Below are 20,987 nucleotides of genomic sequence, written 5' to 3' on the forward strand. Positions count from 1 at the left end.
TTAGTTGTAACTTCTGTAAAATCCATCTTCTGACAGCCTGAAATTATAACACAGCAAATAAAAATAAAGCTAAAAACAGCACTTTTCTTATACATTATAAAATCACCTTTAGATTAATTTAATGGGTTATAATCTTCTGTAACATTAATAGCTAACGGCAGGGTTGCAAGGTTTTCCAGTTCACCTCCCTGATTGAGAGCGTTATTAATTGCTTTGAACGTCGCACTCTGAAATAAAATATGGTTATATTTGTCTTTATCAAAACCTGTATTCAATTTTTCTCTTATTAATCTTTTGATGAGAGTTAATCTGCTTAACTGTGATAAATATACATTAGTCTTAGACCCGTCAGGCTTAATTAATACGACTTCATCGGAATATTGAATTTCAGGCAAGGTAAATTTACAATACAATTCAGGAATAAAAGAATATAGTTCAATGGCTAAGTCTATATCCCCCGTCAAGTCAGCTATACTTTCAAAAAGTCCTTCCCAATCTGCCTCAGTTGAACAATTCTCAAATAATTCTATCGTTCCAAAAACATACTTTTTCAGATTTTCATAATTATATTTTCCCTGTCTCCAAGTTTTATCGCATTGTCTAATAAGTATAAATTGCTTTTCTCCTTTAAATTGGTTCCCTGTATTCCAGCTTTGGGCATACTCTTCCATTTTTTGCTGCGCTTTTAAAAATGGTTCATTGTTAAAAGTACATTGTGTAATGATTTCCCCATCTGCCTGGCGGGATACATATACCTTAATCCAGTAAAAACGTTTTGTTCCTAATCTCGGTACGATTTCATCTTTCAATATATTGAATATTCTGCTGTTATCAATAGTATTTATGCCGTAATATCCCTGTGCATGCAATCCCCCTATTTTAGGATGCCATATCTGCTGGCGATCTCCTAATAACGTCTCAAAATCAAGTTCCGGATTATGTGTATCACAAAACCCATCAGCTATTACCTCTAAAACGTTAGAAACAAAACTGGCAGTACCATTTCTTATTGCATGATAAATGTCATTTTTCCTTCCGATTCCTGCTACAGATTCCAAAATTTCAGTATCAAAATTTTCATGCTTAATGATAAAATCAAGCTGGAGTACTATTGCATTTTGATGTTGAGTTTTATTGCTTACTCCTGCTTTTATAGTCATCTTGCATTCATTTATTACCAGTTCATTGTTTATGATTTCAGACTGAATGTTTTTTAACATCACTTCTTCCTTTAAAATTTGAAGAATAATATCATCAACCGTTTCCTCCTGGCTCTTTGTATTATCCTTTCCATTAAAAAATTTCTTGAGAAAAACCATTTTTCTTTTCCCTCTCTATGTAAAATAATATTGTGTACTAAAGTAAATAACGCGCCTTTTATACTATACTTTATTTTATGATATATTGTAAAATGATTCAATCAAATAATTATTATCCAAAGATATCTCTGCAACTCATGGTTTGTTTCTAAATTAAATAAATCACCCCTCCAAACTTTACAAATTTGGAGGGGCAAAAATTTTGAAGAGTATTTGTTTATATATTTAGTCATATCCATACATTCCTATTATTATTCTCATCTACAAACTTAAGTCCTTTCCTTTATTAAATCTATTAAATACGAGTAAGGATACAACGGTCAAGGCTGTAAGTATCGCAGACAACGCGGCGGCCGTTCCATAATTTCCTCTGACCACTTCTGTATATACTGCAACGGTCAATGTCTTTGTCTTCCCGGTATACAGAATAATTGCAGTAGACAATTCACTAATCATAGTTACCCAGCTAAGAATTGCTCCCGATAGAATTCCTGCAGACATCATCGGAACTGTGATGCGAAAAAATGCCTTCATTTTAGAAGCACCAAGTGAAATTGCTGCCTCTTCAATGCTTATGGGTATCTGCTGAAGAATCGCTACGGAAGAACGAATCGTATAAGGAAGTCTTCGTATAATCAAAGCGATTACCATAATTAACATGGTCCCGCTGATTAACAAAGGCTTTTTATTAAATCCATTTAATAATGCAATACCGAGAACAGTACCTGGTACTATGTATGGGATCATGGATAAAATGTCAACTGCGTTTGTCAGTATATTTCTTCTGCGCACTACCAGATATGCAATCACAACTGCCAGAATTACAATCACAATTAATGCAAGTACTGGAATAATAATCGTATTTTGAATACTCTTACCCAGTTTGCCAAATGCCGTTATATAGCTTTCCAAAGAATATCCAGACGTAAATATCTTTCCCTCCGTTTTTTTAAAGGATGTGTAAATCACATAGCATTGGGGTAAAACTGCAATTCCCACAATCAGATAAGAAAACAAATGAACTATCCACGAAATATGCTTATGTGCTGTTTTTTCTTCCATTGGGTGCAGAGCATTTAGTGAAAATGACTTCTTGTTCGATACATACTTCTGTGACAGAAATACGACTGTCGTAACTGCAATAGCAATCACCGCAATTGCGGCTGCAAAACCATCGTTTCCACTGACCTCATTAATGAACTCTGTGTATAGAACTACCGGGAATGTACGATAACCTTCTCCAATCAGCATCGGTGTACCAAAGTCAGCGAAGGATCTCATAAATACCAAAAGTCCTGCTGCCAATAACGTAGGCGTAATTAACGGTACTACAACTTTGAAAAAACACCGAAAGCCTGAGCACCCTAAATTCTCTGCTGCTTCGATCAGAGAATTATCTATGTTTTTCAAAGCTCCTTTCGCATATAAAAACACAAGAGGAAATAACTGCAATGTCATAACCAGAACAATTCCTGTAAACCCATAGACAGGCGGAATGGTGATCCCTATATTTTTAAAAAATTTTGTAACAACCCCGCTTCTTCCCAGTAACAGAATCCAGGAATACGCGCCTATAAATGGTGCGGACATGGATGCCACAATAATCAGAATATTTAAAATGGATTTCCCTTTTATCTTAAATACAGAGAACAGATATGCTAACGGTGTTCCAATCGCCAATGATAATAACGTCGCAGCAATGGATACCTTAAAGCTGTTAAACAGGGTATCAAAATAATAACTCTTTGATACGAACTTTGCAAAATTAGCCATTGTGATGGCCCCGGTCTCACTGTCTATCACAGACTGTTTTATCAAATAAGCCATAGGGTAAATCAGAAACAGCAGATACAATGCAATTGCAGCAAGCGTAATGAATCCCCATACATCCAAACGGAATTTGTTATTATTCTTCATAAAACCCGCTCCTTACCAGATTCGTATCACCTTTTTTATTGAATACATTAATTTTTTCTTTCTTTACCTGCAGCATCACTTTCTGGCCAGGCTGCAGTTCTTCTTTTATGGAAGATTCCTCTACGATCTCTACGATGTTCCCACCTTCCAGCTCAATGCTGTAATGTGTATTCAATCCTAAATAGGTAAATTCCTTAACAGTTCCCCTGATTCCTGTCTCATAATCTTTACAGATAACAAATTCTTCCGGACGGATGGAGCACAAAACCTCCTGATTTCCTGCATTCTTTAACACAGGAAGTTCTACTTGATACCCATCCTTAAATACAATCTTGCCAGCATCTGCCTTTGCCTCCATGATATTGGTTCTTCCGATAAAGGTTGCCACGAAAACGTTACATGGTCTTTGATAAATGTCCCTTGGAGTTCCTATGTGCTGAATCTCCCCGTCTTTCATAACAGCAATTGTATCGCTGATCGCCATTGCTTCCTCCTGATCATGGGTTACATATACAGTAGTAATACCAACATTTTTCTGTGTATGACGAATGACACTCCGCATCTCCAGACGTAGTTTTGCATCCAGATTCGATAAAGGCTCATCCATCAGTAATACGTCTGGGGATATTACAAGCGCTCTTGCAAGAGCGATACGCTGCTGCTGCCCGCCGGATAATTGATTTGGCATGCGGTTTGCATATTGCATAATCTGCATCAGGTTTAGATACTTATCTGTTTCTGCCTTTAAAGTCTCTTTTTCTACTTTTCGGTTTTTTAATCCGAAGGCTACATTATCCCGTACTGAAAGATTGGGGAAAATGGCATAATTTTGAAACACCATACCAATATTTCTTTTACTTGGATCCATATCATTGATACGGGTGTCATTAAACAGAATATCTCCCCCCTCAATGGAATTAAATCCTGCAATCATTCTGAGTAATGTTGTCTTTCCGCAACCGGAAGGACCCAGGAGCGTAAATAGTTCCCCATCTTTTATCTCAGCATTCAGTTGTGGAATGACAGTATTTTCTCCATATTTTTTCACAGCATTTTTAATTGAAATTTTGCTCATTTACCCAACCTTACCCTTTCCAGAAACTGTAAACTGATCCCTTGATTGTCTAAAGCATGGGTTTTGTTCCATGCTTTAGACGTTAATGCTTTATATTTTTAAGTTTTATTTGCTCTGTAAATCAGTGAAAATTTCTGTGTATCTGTCAACAATTTTCTGTTTGTTCTCACTTACATATGGAATATCCTCTTCAATTACTTTTATATCAGAAATAGGTTTCATGAAGTCGCTTGTCTTTGCATCCTTGATAACCGGCCTGTTTGTTAACGTACTTCCCCATATATTCTGTACTTCATCACTTAATATAAAATCGATAAATAATTTTGCATTATCCATATTTTTTGCGCCCTTGATGATCGTTGCTGATGCCGGCAGATATACGGTTCCTTCTTTTGGATATACAATTTTAACGGGTGCGCCGTCTCTTACAAGCTGCGCACACGGATCTTCATAGGAAAGCCCCACTACATATTCACCATCTGCAACTCCTTTGTAAACCGCGGAGGAGCTTTCACAGATTTTACCATCAACATTGGTAAACAGGTCTTCTACGTATTTCCACGCTGCAGCATCCTCATAACCTCCCATTGCCAGCAGCATATTGGTAAGCTGTGCAAAAGCAGAGGAGGAATTGGCCGGATCTGCAGTAGCAATCTTCCCTTTTAACTCGGGATTTAACAGGTCTTTGTAGCCATTAATTTCAATATCTCCAATCAGGTCTGTATTCACAATTAATACGCTGCCGTCTAATACGTTACCCGCAATAAAACCGCAGGTATTTTTGTAAGCATCAATCACATTGTCATTATTCACTGATACATATGGTTCCCAAAGGCTCTTATTGTCATATGCCAGTGACCAGGAACCTCCAAAAAGGACATCTGCGTATGGATCATTCATCTCTGACTGAATTCTCTTTACCAATTCACCGGTGCCTGCCTGGATTACTTCCACATTGACTCCATATTTTTCTTCAAACAGAGGAATGGTGGCGTTCATAAGTCCTTCGGAGTTAGGTGAATAAATAACCAGATTTCCGCCCCCCGGTGCCGCTTTTGCTGCTGTTGTTTCTTCTGCCGCTTTTGTTGTTTCAGTTTGTGCGGCAGTTGTTGATTCAGCCGCTGTACTTGCGCAGCCTGCAAGAGAGACTGCCGTAATCAACCCCATTAGTAACCCAATACCTTTTTTCATTATTTTGTTCCTCCCATAAAATATTGTTTTTTAGATAGCTTTATCATATAAGATCTTCAATCTGTTTCACACTCTTTATCCCGAACAAATGGAAAAAATACCGAACAATTTTGTCCGGTATTTTATAACACTCTATTCTGATATTCTTTGGCAGAGCACCCGATATATTTTTTGAATACGTGGTTAAAATATTTGTAGTCACCAATTCCACATAAGAACCCCACCTCTGATATGACAGTATTCTTGTTTTTTAACATTGCCAATGCTTTCTGTATCCGGAACCGGTTCAGATATTCGATTACTGTTGTTCCTAAGGCCTTACGAAATTTCTGGTTAATGTATCGATCTGAGTAATGCAGTACTTCTTCTAAGTCAGATAATACAATTTTTTCCTGATAATGTTCTTCTATGTATTGTAAGATCTGCTGTATGACCGGATCCAGACTTGTCTTTTCTTCTATCAGAGTAATATTCTCCAGTTCTTTTGTTTTTTCATTGCGTTCCCGTAAATAGTGAATATTCTTGGATTCTAAAACTGCCTGTTCTAAGGCTTCCTTCATTTCCTCCATATTTAAAGGCTTTAAGACGTAAGTAGATACACCATTCCGAATCGCCTCCATGGCATATTCAAAATCCGAATATCCGGTAAGAATAATTGCGACATAATCAAATACAGTCTTTGTATTGGCAATCATCTGCAGGCCATCCATGACCGGCATATTAATATCTGTGATTACAATATCCGGTTTTAACTCTTCGATCAGCTTTTTTCCTTCTATTCCATTGGAAGCTTCTCCAACAACGTAGCTTTCACAGCTCTCCCATGGAACAGAAGCACGTATCCCTTTTCTGATAATGTCCTCATCTTCCACTAACAACACACTATACACCATTATCTCCCATCCACAATTTTAATACTACCCGGAAAAATTCATTTTCCTGGCTCTCAATTGTCATTCCGCTTTCTTTTCCATATTCCAGTGAAATTCTTCGGTTTATATTCTGTAAGCCATTATGTTTTGTTTCCATTTTTTCTCTGTTTGTGATGCTTTTTAACATCTCAACAGTCGCTTTTGGCTGTCCGGCTCCATCGTCTTCTACCATAAGATACAGATATTCCTTCTGCATATAGCCGCCTATCTTAATATGTATATCTGTTTTCTTCTGAAAACCATATTTAATCGAATTTTCTAACAGTGGCTGCAGCAATAGCTTGGGGATGAAGAACTGTTCACACACTTTATCAATCTCTATTGTATAATCGAACCGGTTTCCAAAACGAATCTTCTGGATAAACAGATAATCCTCGATATAAACCATATCCTCCTGAAGAAGTACCCTCTTTTTCGTATTGTTGATACTGTATCTCAGAATATGGGTAAAGCGTTCAATCATGTTCTCTGCTTTGATTGGGTCTGATACAATAAGATATTTAATATTATCCAGCGTGTTATATATAAAATGAGGGTTCATACGTTCTTGAAGATTCTGCATCTCCATTTGTCCGTTTATCTGTATTAATTCAACATTTTTATGATTCAATTCATTAATACTCTTTACCATCTTATTAATTTGCTCTGCAATCTCTTCAAACTCATCGCCAGTACGAAGAATTATCTCATGATTTGTATCTTTTTTTCGAATAATACGGATTTCTTTGACTAAAAGTTCAACCGATTCCGAAGTCTTCTTTGACATCACACCCAGCATATGAAAAAACATAATGGTCCACACAGCACCTAATCCAAGAATCGTAATAACACCGATTAGCATATACGCAGAATTTTCAGGTGAATAAATAAAAGAATAGATACAAATGTTCTCATTCTCCTGATCTTTGCTTCTTCTGAAATAACGATTTCCATTTAATGTTACATATTTGCTCCCATCCTTTCCAATGTATTTATTTGCAGCGTTTTTCCCGATCAGACTGTTGTTGGAACAATAGATAATATCACTCCTTTCATTCGTAATAATCGTATCATACTGCCCCTGTGACAGGCAATTATTCCAATCTGTATTTTTCAGATACGCTGCCACCGTTCCGCAATAGGTTTCCTGATCGTATAGCGGCAGCATCATAAGATATTCTGGTGCATCAGCTTTAAAAAAATAAACCGTGGTATAAATACCCGTTCCATTCTCTCTTGCATTCTTAGCTGCAATCCGATTAAACTCGATCCTGTGAAGATTCATATCCTCTGCCGAAAAGTTTGTCATCACAACCTGATTTTCCTGGTTGATCAGAATTAAATTAATATCTACCTTTGCCTCTACATTATATTTGCTAACTAAATAATTAATTTCCTTTGGGCTTTTCTCATTTTTAATACAATATAGGAAACTCTGAATATTGTCTTTATCTTTTAAGAAATTCGCAGTGGACTGATATACATCCAAAAAATTTGTACTGATTACCTCCAGATGCCGTTCACTATTCACTTCCTGACTCACGGAATTTATTACAATAATTGCAACCGAAAAAAACAAGCAGCCAATCAGTATGATGATGATAATCCTTTTGGATACCATTTTCTCCAGCTCTTTTTGAAATTTGCTTTTTTCAGTTTTTAAAGCTCTTCTATAATCCATGAGTTTATCCTTCGTATTAATTTTTTATTAAAACCTGCTTTTTCATTGTATCACAACACTCTTTTCTTTTCCATGACCGATAGCATACTTAATGCAATCATTGGTTCAATATAGAAAAACCTCCTGTTTGCTATACTCTCAACAAGTAAACAAACAGGAAGTTTTATAATGATAATATCCTGATTACTCCTTAAAAAATTCCCCCATTTTTCATATCAGTCTTATTTACAAAATCCATATGGTATAATTTTTCCCAATGGTTGATGTTTAATGTTCCTTTTGTGAGATGGATTGCTAAAAAGCAGCAATTCTCGTCCTTTTCATTATTTGCCATGTCATACCACTCTGAAAAAGCGGTGCGGAGCTTGGTTCTTATTACGGCATTTTTCGGATCAAGCACCCAGCCAAGGTTTTCAGCTACTCCGTTAGCGGTAAACATCTCTAAGCATCCTGCAACAGAAACCTCCTGGTTTTCAGCAATTTGCTGCATTTTGTTTGATTTGGCATGAGTAACAACATAGAATGTGCAGTCTTCATAATAGGCATCCACACTGCGGACAACAGGGCGGGGCTTTCCATCAGCGCCCGGCTCCCGTGCAATCGTCGCAAGTGATATCGCATTGTCCTTGCCGCCGCCAAATTTTTCTTCCATTAATTTTAATCCTTCCTGGTACATACTCATTTACTTTTCCTCCAGTATATAAATTTATGTTATTCCCGTTTCTTAAACGGAATCCATAACTCTGTATAAACGATGCCAGACTTGCTTTTATAATACATTTCAGGAAAAAATCCATCAGCAGTCAAACCATGTTTTTTCAGCCAAAACCGGGTGTATTTCATGGCCTTACCCATACTGACTTTCATCTGTTCATCATTTTCAGATTCAAATCCGCAGACCACATATTCCCGCGTGGATATATTGATTACCTCTCACGAAACAATTTACCACAGACGAGAAAGAAATGCTTAACCGTGTCTGCTCTTTTGATCTAAATTACGTCATATTTCTTAATAAATTCACTTGAAAATTCAATCGTTTCAGCAGTTAATTTCTCACAGGCATGAGGTGGATCGTTTTCACTAAAACCATTTGGACGTAAATCGAAGCATTTTAATGATTTATATTTTTCGGTAAATTCATCAGCATATTGGTAACAAAGCGCAGCTATATCAGTATCAGATTTTCCTTTCTGACTGAAATAAATTCCAATAAACATCAAAGCACCTTCAACCAACCCGCATTGAGCTCTATATCCTCCTGCTCCATGCAAACCAATTGCAGCGTTTAAGGTTTGTTCCTCCAGACTAACATGAAATAATTCACATAAACAGGTCAATGTTGTTCTTGCACAATTAATATCATATTTCCAATACAATTCATGTACTCTTTCTTCTGTCGTCATTTCCAATTTGATCACCCCGTTTTATATACTTATTTTCAGCTTACTGTAATATTTACAAGAAACATATCGATACCTTGATTATATAAAATATAACCTGACAACTGCATGTCAGGTTATCGAATTTTTATGTAGAAATATCAGCATTTGTATGTATCATAAAAAACGGTGTGCTCAATGGGATATTTTTCATAGTGCATCTTACCGGGTTTTGCATCATCGGCTGGATATCCAACAGGCATGATACCAAGTATTTCGTAATGATCAGGAATACAAAAATTTTCTCTTAACAATTCTGGGTTAAACAATCCCACCCAAACACTGCCAAGCCCTAAATTATATACTTCTAACATCATATGTGTTAGTACAATGCTTGCATCAACCTCACCATATGGTCGTTGATCTCCATAATGATTGTGATGTTCTGCCTGTTTATCATAACAAACCAAAAATAATAGCTTTGCGTTAAAATGACAAGGTGTACATACCTGCATTTTTGCAATCCCTTCCTCACTGTTCACAACTAAAATTCTTTGGGGCTGGTGATTTCCTGCGGTAGGAGCTAACCTTCCGGCTTCCAGGATCTTATTCAGTTTTTCTACCTCAACCGGCTGATCCTTATACTTTCGCACAGAATATCTCTTCTTAAAAACATCTTCGTAATCCATAATAATTCCTCCAGGCTGATTTCTATTTTATAAAAATATGATACAATACTGGAATATAAATTTAAAGTACGCACTTTTTTGTGCCCTGATACATGAAAGGAATAATTATGAAAGAACAGACTAAGAGCATGAAACCCTATTATTATGAAAAATGTCCAGTAATCCGTGCGTTAGATATTTTAGGTGGAAAATGGCGATTAGCTATCATATGGGAACTCTCTCGCTATGACAGTATGCGCTACAATGAGCTGAAACGTCATCTGTCTGGAATTACAAATATTATGCTGACACGATCTCTTCAGGCTCTTGAACAGCATGATTTAATCACCAGAAACGAATTATGCCAAATTCCACCACATGTTGAATATGCGATCACTGAAAGATGCAAATCTCTTCTTCCTGCTTTAGAAATTATCAATGAATGGGGGAAACTTGAAAAGTGACCATTTTACCTTATTGGAACATGCTCAATTAATAATGTTCCCTTTGTTTTTTGCTAAATTTTCACGCCATTTACTTAATTGCGTAGTTGTCAGTTTGTTCCACTCGGTTTCCTCACCAATAATTCTTAAAGGTTCTTTTGAGCGGTAGGAACGTGTTAAGTTACCTGGAAACTTTTTGTCAGTAACATTGGGATCATTTTCAAATTCACCTGTAGGTTCTATGATATAAACGCGTTCTGTACCCTCTCCTTTTGCTAATGCCGCTGCAAGTCCCGCGCCATTGATATTGGCTGTGAAATAAATATGATTCATCTGAAGTTCAGGCTTATAATTTGAAATGCCCCCCGCTGTCAGTAAATCACCAACTTTTAAATCTGCCTTAGTCCCATGATAAAAAGGCCCTTTATCGGAGGGAACACCTTTATATAATTCAGATAATTCATAATTCCTTTTTGCTTGATCAGAGTCATGCAGCTCCTCATAACATTTGGAAATGTTTACATATAACGTTGAGTATGCACTCTTTACATTATCATCATTTATATTTAGCGCACACTGTAAAGATAGTTCCAGCCACTTCAGCTTATCTGTGATATTCTTTTGCTGACGGGCGAAATGATAAGCTGCGATAAACTTCTCATAGTCATCTGCTGCTTCATTCCATGCTTTCTGAAACATCGTGTTTGCTTCTTCAGTATTCCCGCTTTCCTCTAAACTCATCCCCATTACACAGAGTTTAATGACATTGTTATTGGGATCAAATTTTATATTCATTTAATATTACCTCCATATTTTACCCAATCACCCATTTCACCTAATTTCTTCCCAATAGAAAAATAATTATATGGTGCATAAATAGCAGGCTTTAATTCAGTCAAATCGATTTTTTCCATATCCATTGATTCATATTTTTTATCAATTTGAATATTCTTTATCTCAGCCAAAAAAAGATGGGCATTATCAAGTTCAATTACTTTTTTTACTTCGCATTCATATGCCCAGGGACATTCCTCTATTATTGGAACATCCACATATTTACCCCATTTGTAAGTATAGGATACCTGATTTTTCACTTTATCCTCACCTCGCGTATTACCAAAATAATCGGCAAGCCAAAGATTATCCTCAGTAATCATATTAGCAGAAAATTTTTTATCTCGAAGTATGTTTGTCTTGGTAAGCTTACTTCCACCTATGGTCATCATTAAATGTGGTGTTTTATCAAATGAAAATCCTAACCATGTAATAACGCAGAAATCAGGTATATCATTCTCATTTTTTGTTCCAATTATGTACATCGGCTGCGGACTAAACACCCAGTCTGGTTTCATATTAATTTTTTCCATATTATCCTTTCTTGAATCATATAGCCGAATGTATGTTCTCATACTATTCTACTACAATTTTTAGTTCACTACAAGTATAAATAATTGTTCTACACGGAAGATGCCGTAACCCCTTCCTTATAAAAATCACGGGATAAAACAATACTCATGCCCAGAATAATAATAAAAACCGCACATATAATAACCATCGTCTGAATTCTGATGACGTCAGCAAGCGGTCCGAAAACAGCCATTCCCAGTGGCATAAAACCCGTGAACATCATGTTGACCAGACTGAAAACCCTGCCAAGCATAGAAGGATCAGTCTTTTCCTGTACCAGAGTAAAAACTGCTGTCTGGGCAGCTGGTATGGTCATTCCAAGAAAGAACATAAGCAGAGCGAAAATCCAGAAAATAGTAGTAAAACCTACCGCAAGAGAAGCAACTCCATAAAGCATCATTCCCAGAAAGAATGTTTTGCTGCGGTTTTTAAAACCGCCTGTTGCACCAAGCAGCAGTCCTCCAGCTAAAGCTCCTGCAAAGCCTGCCGTTTCATTAATTGTAAGAAATATAACATTGTTTCCAAAGGTACGTTGAATCAAAAGTGCCGTAAGAAAACCAGAAGGAACACATAGAAAAATGTAGGTACCATATGTTATAAGCAATCTTTTAAGAAATCCATGATTCCAGGTAAACTGAAGTCCTTCCTTCATTTCAGCAAATACTGATGTCTGCTCTGTTCTTTCAACTGTCTGATGCTTTGGTATTTTTATAAAAGCTAAAATACTAATTCCAATAACTGCAGTAGCTGCATCAATAAACATGATGTTGTAAATGGGACCGGCAGACATGATTGCTCCGGCCGCTATAGGGGAAACGAACTGAACAGCAGATTGAATGCTCCCGTTGATTCCATTCACTCGCATCAGTCCTTCTTCAGGTACTATCTGAGGAATCAACGCATTTACTGTTGGTGTTTGTATTCCACTGCCTACTGATCGGATTGCAGCGACTACAATAATTGCCGGCAGGACAGCTTCACCAAGGCTTCCGGACATCATAAAAAAGGCAAGAATCAGGGTTGTTGCAGCAATAACTGCATCTGCAGTTATTATAATTCGCTTTCTGTTGTAGCGGTCTGCCCAGACTCCGGCAAACAACGATATTACCATTTGCGGCAGAAATGCTGCCAATGTCAGAATCGTAACCCATATTCCAGATGATGTCTCCAGTGTTACATACCAGATAATAGCCATTTGGACGATTTGTGAACCAAAGAGTGAAATACCCTGGCCAATCAGGAATCCCATAGCCTTTGTCCAGCATTTTTGTTTCTTATTGAAATCCATATTGATTCTCCTCCTGAATTTGATAAAAAAAGTATACCATCAGCTTTTTAACTGGTGGTATACTGGAGGGATTAATTACTTCCTAAAGGTCTTCCGTTCTTTTCATCATTATTTCAAGCATTTCTGTCATTTTCAATGCATCATTTTCAGCCAGTCCAAGTGCTGTAATATATCTGTCTGCCGCGCATACGATATCTTCCTCTTCACCAGGTGTATCAAGAACCTCACGGATATTCCGGTCTCCCTGATCCAGACGATTCAGCATACGCAGAATAGACATCATGGAATAATGAGCATTACGAAGAGTCCGGATAATTTTCAACCGGTTCATTTCTTTTACTCCATATTTTCTATGTCCGTTGGAACTGCGGGGTACCAGAATCAGACCATTTCTTTCCCAGTCACGTAAAACGTCTATGGTGATGCCGAGAATTTCAGCTGCCTCAACTCTTCCGCTGAAAACAACTGTTTCATCTGTTTTCTCGTTATTCTCAATGATATCCAGAGTGATGCGTATTGCTTCCTCAGCCCTTTTTCTTTCTTCCCGAAGATGCTCAAGGTACCTCTGTGTGCTTTGGTATGCTCCGCTGGCATCACCCACAGCCGCCGTTTTCACTATATCATAGACTTCCTTTCTTAATCTGTCACTGATAATTTCAGCACGGAAAGCAGTGCGAAGCAGACGAAGCTGTTCAAGATGTCTGTCGTCAAAAATACGATAACCGCTTTTTGTTCTCGGTATCACAGGAAGCAGCTGCATCTCCTCATAAAACCTTATTGTATTGGGATGAACTCCGATGATCTTTGCTATCTGAGTTGTTTTGTAAGTAGTCAATGAACTGCCTCCCTTCTTATCATTTCTGTTATTCATTATACCTTTCTTTGTACTATTGTAAATACTTAAAGCCTGCTGGAGAGTCCATAAAGGATTTTACCGGTATAAGAACAGGGATTTTTCATGATTTCTTCCGGTGTTCCCTGAGCTATAATTTCACCGCCTTCATTCCCGCCTTCCGGACCAAGATCAATTACCCAGTCTGATTCCAGTATCATTTCTGTATTATGTTCTATTACTACTACACTGTTTCCAAGTTTCACCAGACGGTCAAATACATGAACCAGTCTGCATGCATCATGGGGATGGAGTCCTGTTGTTGGCTCGTCGAACAGATACAGTGCTCTTCCTCCGGCGCTGCCTTGTAGCTCCTTAGCCAGCTTCAGTCTCTGCGCTTCTCCGCCGGATAAGGTTGCAGTGGACTGTCCAAGCCCCAGATATCCCAGTCCTACCTCCTGAAGAATCTGCAATCTGGCAGCAATATTTTTCTCATCGGCAAACAGAGCCAGTGCTTCATCAATGCTTAGTTCCAGAATATCCGAGATATTATGTCCCTTGTATCGAATATCCAGAACTTGCTTTTGGTATCTCCTGCCTCGGCAGACAGGGCAGATCACCTCCACGTCCGGCAAAAAGTGCATGGATATTGACAGCCTGCCGCTTCCCTGACATTTCTCACATCTTCCGCCAGCCACATTATAGGAGAAATGCTTTGCTGTAAGTCCGCCTGCTTTTGTCTGCGGCAGAGATGCAAATAAATCGCGTATGTCAGTAAAGAGATCGGTATAGGTCGCCGCATTGGACCGGTTGGAGCGTCCAATGGATTGCTGGTCTATGGATACAACGGCTGTAAGCTTTTCCAAACCTGATATATCCGGAGTGCTGTTCTTTTTTGTTTGATGGAAATAAGCTTCCGCTGCTTCCGCAAGGTATCCGAAGATCAGGCTTGATTTACCGCTTCCTGAGACCCCAGTCACCGTAACAAGCCGCCCAAGCGGGATATTAACATTGATGTTCTTCAAATTGTTAACAGCTGCATTTCTAATGCCAATATAGTCTTTGCTGTCAGGAAGCTTATTCCGTTTCGGCTGATAAAAGCTGTTTAAAAGATATTTTCCTGTGATAGATTCCTTGCAGCTTATGATTTCCTGAACACTGCCGCAGGCAACAATCCTTCCACCGTCTTTGCCTGCGCCGGGTCCGAAATCAATGATATAATCCGCTGCCTTCATGACTTCTGCATCATGCTCAATTACGATAACCGTATTACCCATATCCCGCAGGCGCTTTAACACCTCAATGATTCTACCTGTATCCCTGGAATGAAGACCAGAGGTCGGCTCATCAAGCACATACAGCACTCCAGTCAGACCACTTCCCACAACGGAGGCCAGCTTGATGCGCTGCCACTCCCCTGCAGACAGGGAGGACGCGGGCTGATCAAGACTTAAATATCCGGCACCTGCATCAATAATCCGGTGGATTCTGTTTTCCAAATCAGCAGCAATCTGTCTTACAATATTCCAGCCCTCCGGTGCTGCAGAATCAGGAAGCATTTTCAGCCATTTTGCGACACTGATCAGTGACATGGAGAGAAGTTCCTTTATATTGACTCCGCCAGCCTTAACTTCAAGTATTTCTGCCCTGAAGCGTATCCCATGACATTCGGGGCATTCCCTGCGAATTAAAAACTTCTCTATTTTCTGTCTGGCACCTGCAGAATTATTATCCAAATATCTTCGCATAAGACCTGTTACGACACCTTCAAACCTGCCTTCCGGTACGGTCCTCGGTGGTGCAATATCGGGAAAACGCTTCTGAAACTGTTTGCTCAGGACACCATATAAAAGTAACTCCATCTGGACGTCATTATATCGGTTCACAGGTATATCAATATCCATTTCAAAGCCATAATGCCTGGCCGCCTGAAGCATGGAAGTACCGTATCGGTCGATAAAAACCTGATCCCATCCGGAAACAGCAAATTCCCGGATACTTTTGGATTTGTCAATCAGAAGGCTGATATCCGGCGAATTCACAACTCCAATTCCCCGGCATTTTGGACATGCACCTTGTGGTTTGTTAAAGGAAAAATGGCTGGCTGTAAGTTCCACAACCTGCCTGCCGCAGTGGGGACATGGAAATGTATCCTCATACAGTTCCATATTGCCAGCTTCCTGATCCGGCATTTCTGAATAAACAGCATTTTCTGTATCATTGTAATTCTGAGCAATCATTTTGCCGCAGTGAGGACAGGGTCTTTCGCCCAGCCTGGCAAACAAAACACGCAGATATGCGGAGATTTCAGTAACAGTCCCTACTGTTGAACGCGGATTATTGCTGGTTTGATGCTGGTTTATTGATATAGCCGGTGACAATCCGTCAATGCTCTCAACCTTTGGTCTGCTTCCCATCTCCATTGTCATACCCATGGATTCCATATACTGCCGCTGACATTCCCTTTGCAGCGTTTCCAGTGCCAGTGTTGACTTACCGCTGCCGGACAGCCCGGTGAATACGACCAGCTTATTTTTAGGGATCTGTACATCAATGTTTTTTAAATTATTTTCTTTTGCACCTTTAATATTAATGAACATTTATCTATCATCTCCTTATTCCTTCTATAAAACAAAACCAGTATACCATCACTAATTCCAAGTGGTGGTATACTGGAGGGTTTCGTATTCGTATTTTTATTTTAAGTCACACATTTGCGATGTAATGGTGTTGCCAACTCGATTCCGGGAATGCAATTTCCCGTACCTTAAAGAGATACTCGTCATTCATCGCTATTATAAGTTCTTATGGACAATTTCTTTTAAAACAGGTAAAACATCATTTTCAAACCATGGATTTTGATTCATCCAGCCAAGATTCAGGGGAGAAGGATGCACCAATGGGAAATATTCCGGTAAATATTTTTGGAAATTTCTCACTGTTTCGGTTAAACTTTTCTGACGCCCTTTATTTAAATAGTATTTCTGTGCGTAGCTGCCGATTAGAATTATAATTTCAATATTGGGCATCTCATCCAGTAAACGTGGATGCCATTTTTCTGCAAAGCCTTTTCTAGGTGGGGCATCACCGGTTTTTGCTTTTCCCGGATAATAGAAATCCATAGGCAAGTGAGCAATGCGATTCGTATTATAAAATATCTCCCGGGATACTCCCAGCCACTCTCTTAACCGGTCTCCACTTAAATCATTCCAAAACAATTGTGTTGCTTCTGCTTTACGTCCCGGTGCCTGCCCAACTATGGCAATGCGGGCAGCTTCAGAAGCTTTAAATATTGGCGGAATTCCCATTTTTGTATAAGTTTCGTTCATTGGGTCATCCATAATTTCCTGTTTGATTTTTTCGAATATTGTCATACTTCACTTCCATTATTTTTTTTAACTATTTCCATTACAATATCATAAGTTCGCCATAGTTCAGAATTCACTAAGATCACTTACATCCTTTAAGAGCGAAGTAAACCATTCCAGATTCACCATATGGTGTGAAACCGAGTTTTCTAACATCCATCTAAAATTGGGGGGAAGTTGATTTTTAACTTCCAGGGCAGCCTTTAATAATAGAATTTTTGCTTCCGTCTGTTCAATCTGAATTTTAATAAGCTTGACCATATTATCTCTTTTATACTCTTTAGCAAATAAAAGTGCTGCATAAAATGACAGGTTAACATACTCTGTTTTTGTGCCGTACTCATACATCAATTTTTGAAACTCGGCTTTCCCAAGTTCTGTGATAACATAATGGCGGCTTTCCTGGTTTTTCTCTAATTGAAAAACCTGCTTAATTAAATTTTTCTCCTCCAGCTGCTGGAGATTATAATAAAATGACCCCTTTGTGAAATTTACAATATATTTATAATGTCTTTCTTTCATTTGTGTCAGAAGCTCGTATCCATGAGATCCTGGATTTTGCATTAATAGTCCTAAAATCAGCAATGGAATCATAATCTGTACCTCAATTTTCGTTGATAAGTTTTTCAAAAGAAAGCTTTCCAAGTGCAAAATCCATTTGCTTCTTAAACATCAATTCATTTGGGGTATGCGTTCTTGCAATAAGTTTATCTAAAAGCTCCACCTCATGGCTTAGCGCTGTTAAAACATGAGTTCTTCTATCGAAAGCTTCAAAGTAGCGCAGACCGAAAAATCTTTGGGATAATGCATTCACATGAATACCATCCGGGTTCGCTGTCAACCCCTGTGCAGACACAAAATAGCAATGCTCCTGCTCAAAAGCAAACTTTTGAAGGCAATCGTTTATACGATCATATTCGACGCAGTACTGCCCAAATCCCGTTTTTCCTAAGAAATCTCCTAAACCGCCAATAATAAATGGTATATCCGGAACATTTAGAATATCTCTAAGTGCTTTCACGATTACCAATAACTTGTCATAATACATTTTATATTTGCCATCTGAACTGTCACTTTCTCCCTGATGCCACAAAATACCAGTCAAGGTGCTATGCTTCATGGCGAATCTGGCTTCACTGATGGCATGCTGAAAAAGCTCTCCATCAACAGACCAGTCATTTAGCGAGCTACCGCCTTCGGCACACGGTATCAGGCCAATCGTATCCTGCGGATACTTGAAACACCACGCATCTGCAAATGAAGCCGCCAAACTTACACCAGAAACAGGACGATCATAGTTTACAGGTTCTATCATCATTTGCCATCTGCCATTGCGCAGCATTTGTACACGCTCATTTATAATAAAAGGCACGTCCTGTAAAAAGCCTCTGCCAGCCATATTGGATTGCCCTATCATCAAAAAAGATTTAATCATATACGCTCCATTCTAAGTATTTACACTAAATCAATAACAAACATCTTTAATTTAATATTTAGTCTAATTAGACCATGTGTATATTATAGTCTAATCAGACTAAATGTCAATAAAAAAATTATTTTATAATTTCATCCATCTTTTCAATCATTTACACCTAATCCCTCAAAAATTTTAGTCATGCACTTCTCTATTCGCGATACCCGGGTTACAGACTGCTTCGCTCCATTAAAATAAAAAATATAACCTCTTTGGCGCCCTGGAGTCAATGCATAAAATGCGTTTTTAAACGCTGGATCATCATTAAATTTCGCCTGCAGTTCGTCCGGAATTTTGATCTCTGTCTTTTTTTCAACAGGCACTTTTAAACCGGCTTTTTCAATTTCCACAGCTTCTCCGATATAAGCTTTGATCATCGTCTCATTCTCAGTAATATCTTCCACTGAACTGAACCGAAGCTGTCGGCCAGCCTGAACACTTTCCGTCTGCCGAACAAGAATTCCACCTTCATCCCTGAGTAATGCTCCCTTGAAGAATGACAGTGCGACGTAATTTTTAAACCCGCCGATAATAACAATATTTTTATCATTTAACATGTAACAGGGTTGCCCCCACTTTAATTCTTCTGTCAATTGATACGCCAGGCAAAGTTCTCGCAGTTTTTCATGCTCATCATGCCACTTTTCAAGGTGCTCTAAAAATGCGTCTACTAAAGAACTCTTATTGCTATCCGAAACAAATGAATCTAATTTGTCAATTTTCTCAAAGAACTCTTCCTTTGTATCGCAAACTGTAAATTCACCGTTAAGGAATCCATATACTTTTCCATTAAGTTCCGGATTCTTTTTCGAACATTTTCCAATACAGCCAATCTTTGCTTTTACTTTATTCTTTAGTTCATTGACATCAAAACCAGAACAATATGAACAAACTTCTATTTTAGGTGTTTTCTTCATGCTCGTTAATCCTCTAATTTTAGACACTCGAACGCCTCTGGGCCTTCATAATCCTATGATGTGCAAAAGCATAAACAATATAACTGATTAAAAGCGGAAAATAAAAGTTAATAATTCTGCTTAAGATCATAGCAGAAGGGAGCTGCTCACCCGGATAAAACTGGCCGAACACATTTAAATATGCTTTTTCAGCAATTCCAACCGAACCCGGAAGGGGGACTGCGGCAACTGCAATATTAATAAAGGATTGACCTGCCATCAGATCAAGGCAATCATTCTTCCTGTAACCGAAGCTTAAATAAACCAGATATGTTACAAGGCAATATGCAATCCATTGAAACATTGAAACTGCAAACACCTTTAGGAACAAATCCGGGTTTTTTATAATCATTCTTGATTTTTCACGGTAAGAGATGATCAGAATATCCAGTTTTTCTTTTATTTCCTTTGGCTTTTTAAATAGATGAAATTTTACACCAAGTTGTAATACCAAATCAATCAGAAAAGGAATCATTACTCTGGAAAACATCAATGCCGATAAAACAGCCGTCAGAAAAAGCATAACAGAGGCTCCTGAAAATAATAGCCAGATAAACCAATACGCAGACTTTGCCAAGATCGAAAATCGTAACACCGCAAAGACTCCGCCCATTAATACAATTACAATCTGACTTTCAAAAACCATTAGAAATATAGTGATGGCAGAGATATCAACATGGATTTTATCCTTATTCATGTAATACATCTGAGCAGGCTGACCTCCGCATGCTCCAGGTGTAATTGCGCTAAAATAATTTCCGATGTATGCATAATCAATACAATTTTTATACGAAACAGCCTGTCCTAATCGGTGCATAATCATAGAAAAATTCATGGCCTGGCATCCGGCATAGAAAAACATTAGTGCTATTCCGGTAAAAAGGTAAAATACATGTATGCTTTCAACCACTTTTATTAATTCCCCAATGGAATACTCTTTTAATACAATTACAACAGTAACAGCCATCAAAGAGGCCATAAATACGATACTTCTTATCTGGTTTTTTTTACTGATTATTTTTTCTCTCATTATAAATGATCCTCAAGTCAAAGTTAATATTTTTATTATTACCAG

Annotated in this window: 19 protein-coding genes and 1 pseudogene; 1 reads left to right on the forward strand and 19 read right to left on the reverse strand. The window is 38.1% G+C overall.

Features of this window, described 5'->3' with window-relative positions; translation table 11 throughout:
- Positions 1–113: 113 nt before the first annotated feature.
- From DS742_RS09855 to DS742_RS09900, 9 genes are all read right to left on the reverse strand, one after another.
- The gene (locus DS742_RS09855) at positions 114–1,319 is read right to left on the reverse strand and encodes a DUF6348 family protein (RefSeq protein ID WP_117416831.1); all 1,206 of its coding nucleotides are present in this window, start codon (positions 1,317–1,319) and stop codon (positions 114–116) included.
- A gap of 261 nt (positions 1,320–1,580) precedes the next feature.
- Complete coding sequence (locus tag DS742_RS09860) at positions 1,581–3,236, reverse strand: ABC transporter permease (RefSeq protein ID WP_117416832.1); 1,656 nt, start codon at positions 3,234–3,236, stop codon at positions 1,581–1,583.
- Positions 3,226–4,311, reverse strand: a complete 1,086-nt coding sequence (locus DS742_RS09865; protein WP_117416833.1) for an ABC transporter ATP-binding protein — start codon at positions 4,309–4,311, stop codon at positions 3,226–3,228. Before DS742_RS09865 ends, DS742_RS09860 begins: the two co-directional genes overlap by 11 nt.
- A gap of 105 nt (positions 4,312–4,416) precedes the next feature.
- Positions 4,417–5,502 carry an ABC transporter substrate-binding protein gene (locus DS742_RS09870; RefSeq protein ID WP_117416834.1) on the reverse strand — a complete coding sequence of 362 codons (1,086 nt, stop codon included), beginning with the start codon at positions 5,500–5,502 and terminating at the stop codon, positions 4,417–4,419.
- Positions 5,503–5,624: 122 nt separating this feature from the next.
- On the reverse strand, positions 5,625–6,395 hold the full coding sequence (locus DS742_RS09875) for a response regulator transcription factor (RefSeq protein WP_341457628.1): 771 nt from the start codon (positions 6,393–6,395) through the stop codon (positions 5,625–5,627).
- On the reverse strand, positions 6,385–8,094 hold the full coding sequence (locus DS742_RS09880; protein WP_117416835.1) for a sensor histidine kinase: 1,710 nt from the start codon (positions 8,092–8,094) through the stop codon (positions 6,385–6,387). The genes DS742_RS09875 and DS742_RS09880 overlap by 11 nt, the downstream gene beginning before the upstream one ends.
- A 190-nt stretch (positions 8,095–8,284) precedes the next feature.
- A complete protein-coding gene (locus DS742_RS09885) occupies positions 8,285–8,776 on the reverse strand; it encodes a pyridoxamine 5'-phosphate oxidase family protein (protein ID WP_117416836.1) in 492 nt (163 codons plus the stop codon).
- Between the two features lie 310 nt (positions 8,777–9,086).
- Positions 9,087–9,500: a C-GCAxxG-C-C family protein gene (locus tag DS742_RS09895; protein ID WP_117416838.1), complete on the reverse strand. Its 414-nt coding sequence runs from the start codon at positions 9,498–9,500 to the stop codon at positions 9,087–9,089.
- A 137-nt stretch (positions 9,501–9,637) separates the two neighbouring features.
- Positions 9,638–10,165, reverse strand: coding sequence for a nitroreductase family protein (locus DS742_RS09900; RefSeq protein ID WP_117416839.1), 528 nt, complete (start codon positions 10,163–10,165; stop codon positions 9,638–9,640).
- A gap of 107 nt (positions 10,166–10,272) precedes the next feature.
- Between DS742_RS09900 and DS742_RS09905 the strand changes: the two genes are divergently transcribed.
- Positions 10,273–10,608: a winged helix-turn-helix transcriptional regulator gene (locus DS742_RS09905; protein ID WP_117416840.1), complete on the forward strand. Its 336-nt coding sequence runs from the start codon at positions 10,273–10,275 to the stop codon at positions 10,606–10,608.
- Positions 10,609–10,632: 24 nt separating this feature from the next.
- Here the strand turns inward: DS742_RS09905 and arr are convergent.
- From arr to DS742_RS09955, 10 genes and pseudogenes are all read right to left on the reverse strand, one after another.
- A pseudogene (gene arr, locus DS742_RS30150) lies at positions 10,633–11,004 on the reverse strand (NAD(+)--rifampin ADP-ribosyltransferase); the annotation flags it as partial.
- 374 nt (positions 11,005–11,378) lie between these two features.
- Positions 11,379–11,954, reverse strand: a complete 576-nt coding sequence (locus DS742_RS09915) for a flavin reductase family protein (protein ID WP_117416842.1) — start codon at positions 11,952–11,954, stop codon at positions 11,379–11,381.
- A gap of 89 nt (positions 11,955–12,043) precedes the next feature.
- The gene (locus DS742_RS09920; protein ID WP_117416843.1) at positions 12,044–13,282 is read right to left on the reverse strand and encodes an MFS transporter; all 1,239 of its coding nucleotides are present in this window, start codon (positions 13,280–13,282) and stop codon (positions 12,044–12,046) included.
- A gap of 82 nt (positions 13,283–13,364) precedes the next feature.
- Positions 13,365–14,117, reverse strand: coding sequence for a MerR family transcriptional regulator (locus DS742_RS09925; protein WP_170313418.1), 753 nt, complete (start codon positions 14,115–14,117; stop codon positions 13,365–13,367).
- A gap of 65 nt (positions 14,118–14,182) precedes the next feature.
- On the reverse strand, positions 14,183–16,714 hold the full coding sequence (gene uvrA, locus DS742_RS09930; RefSeq protein ID WP_117416845.1) for an excinuclease ABC subunit UvrA: 2,532 nt from the start codon (positions 16,712–16,714) through the stop codon (positions 14,183–14,185).
- Positions 16,715–16,909: 195 nt separating this feature from the next.
- Positions 16,910–17,488, reverse strand: a complete 579-nt coding sequence (locus tag DS742_RS09935) for a uracil-DNA glycosylase family protein (RefSeq protein ID WP_117416846.1) — start codon at positions 17,486–17,488, stop codon at positions 16,910–16,912.
- Between the two features lie 60 nt (positions 17,489–17,548).
- A complete protein-coding gene (locus tag DS742_RS09940; protein WP_367575499.1) occupies positions 17,549–18,112 on the reverse strand; it encodes a PadR family transcriptional regulator in 564 nt (187 codons plus the stop codon).
- Positions 18,087–18,914 (reverse strand): sialate O-acetylesterase, encoded by an 828-nt coding sequence (locus tag DS742_RS09945; RefSeq protein ID WP_437126165.1) that lies wholly within the window; start codon positions 18,912–18,914, stop codon positions 18,087–18,089. The genes DS742_RS09940 and DS742_RS09945 overlap by 26 nt, the downstream gene beginning before the upstream one ends.
- A 146-nt stretch (positions 18,915–19,060) precedes the next feature.
- Entirely contained in the window at positions 19,061–19,873 is an 813-nt protein-coding gene (locus DS742_RS09950) for a YdeI/OmpD-associated family protein (protein WP_117416848.1), read from the reverse strand.
- Between the two features lie 19 nt (positions 19,874–19,892).
- The gene (locus DS742_RS09955; protein ID WP_117416849.1) at positions 19,893–20,942 is read right to left on the reverse strand and encodes a lysylphosphatidylglycerol synthase transmembrane domain-containing protein; all 1,050 of its coding nucleotides are present in this window, start codon (positions 20,940–20,942) and stop codon (positions 19,893–19,895) included.
- Positions 20,943–20,987 lie beyond the last annotated feature (45 nt).

The sequence above is a fragment of the Lacrimispora amygdalina genome (assembly GCF_003432035.1).
GTDB lineage: Bacteria > Bacillota > Clostridia > Lachnospirales > Lachnospiraceae > Lacrimispora > Lacrimispora amygdalina.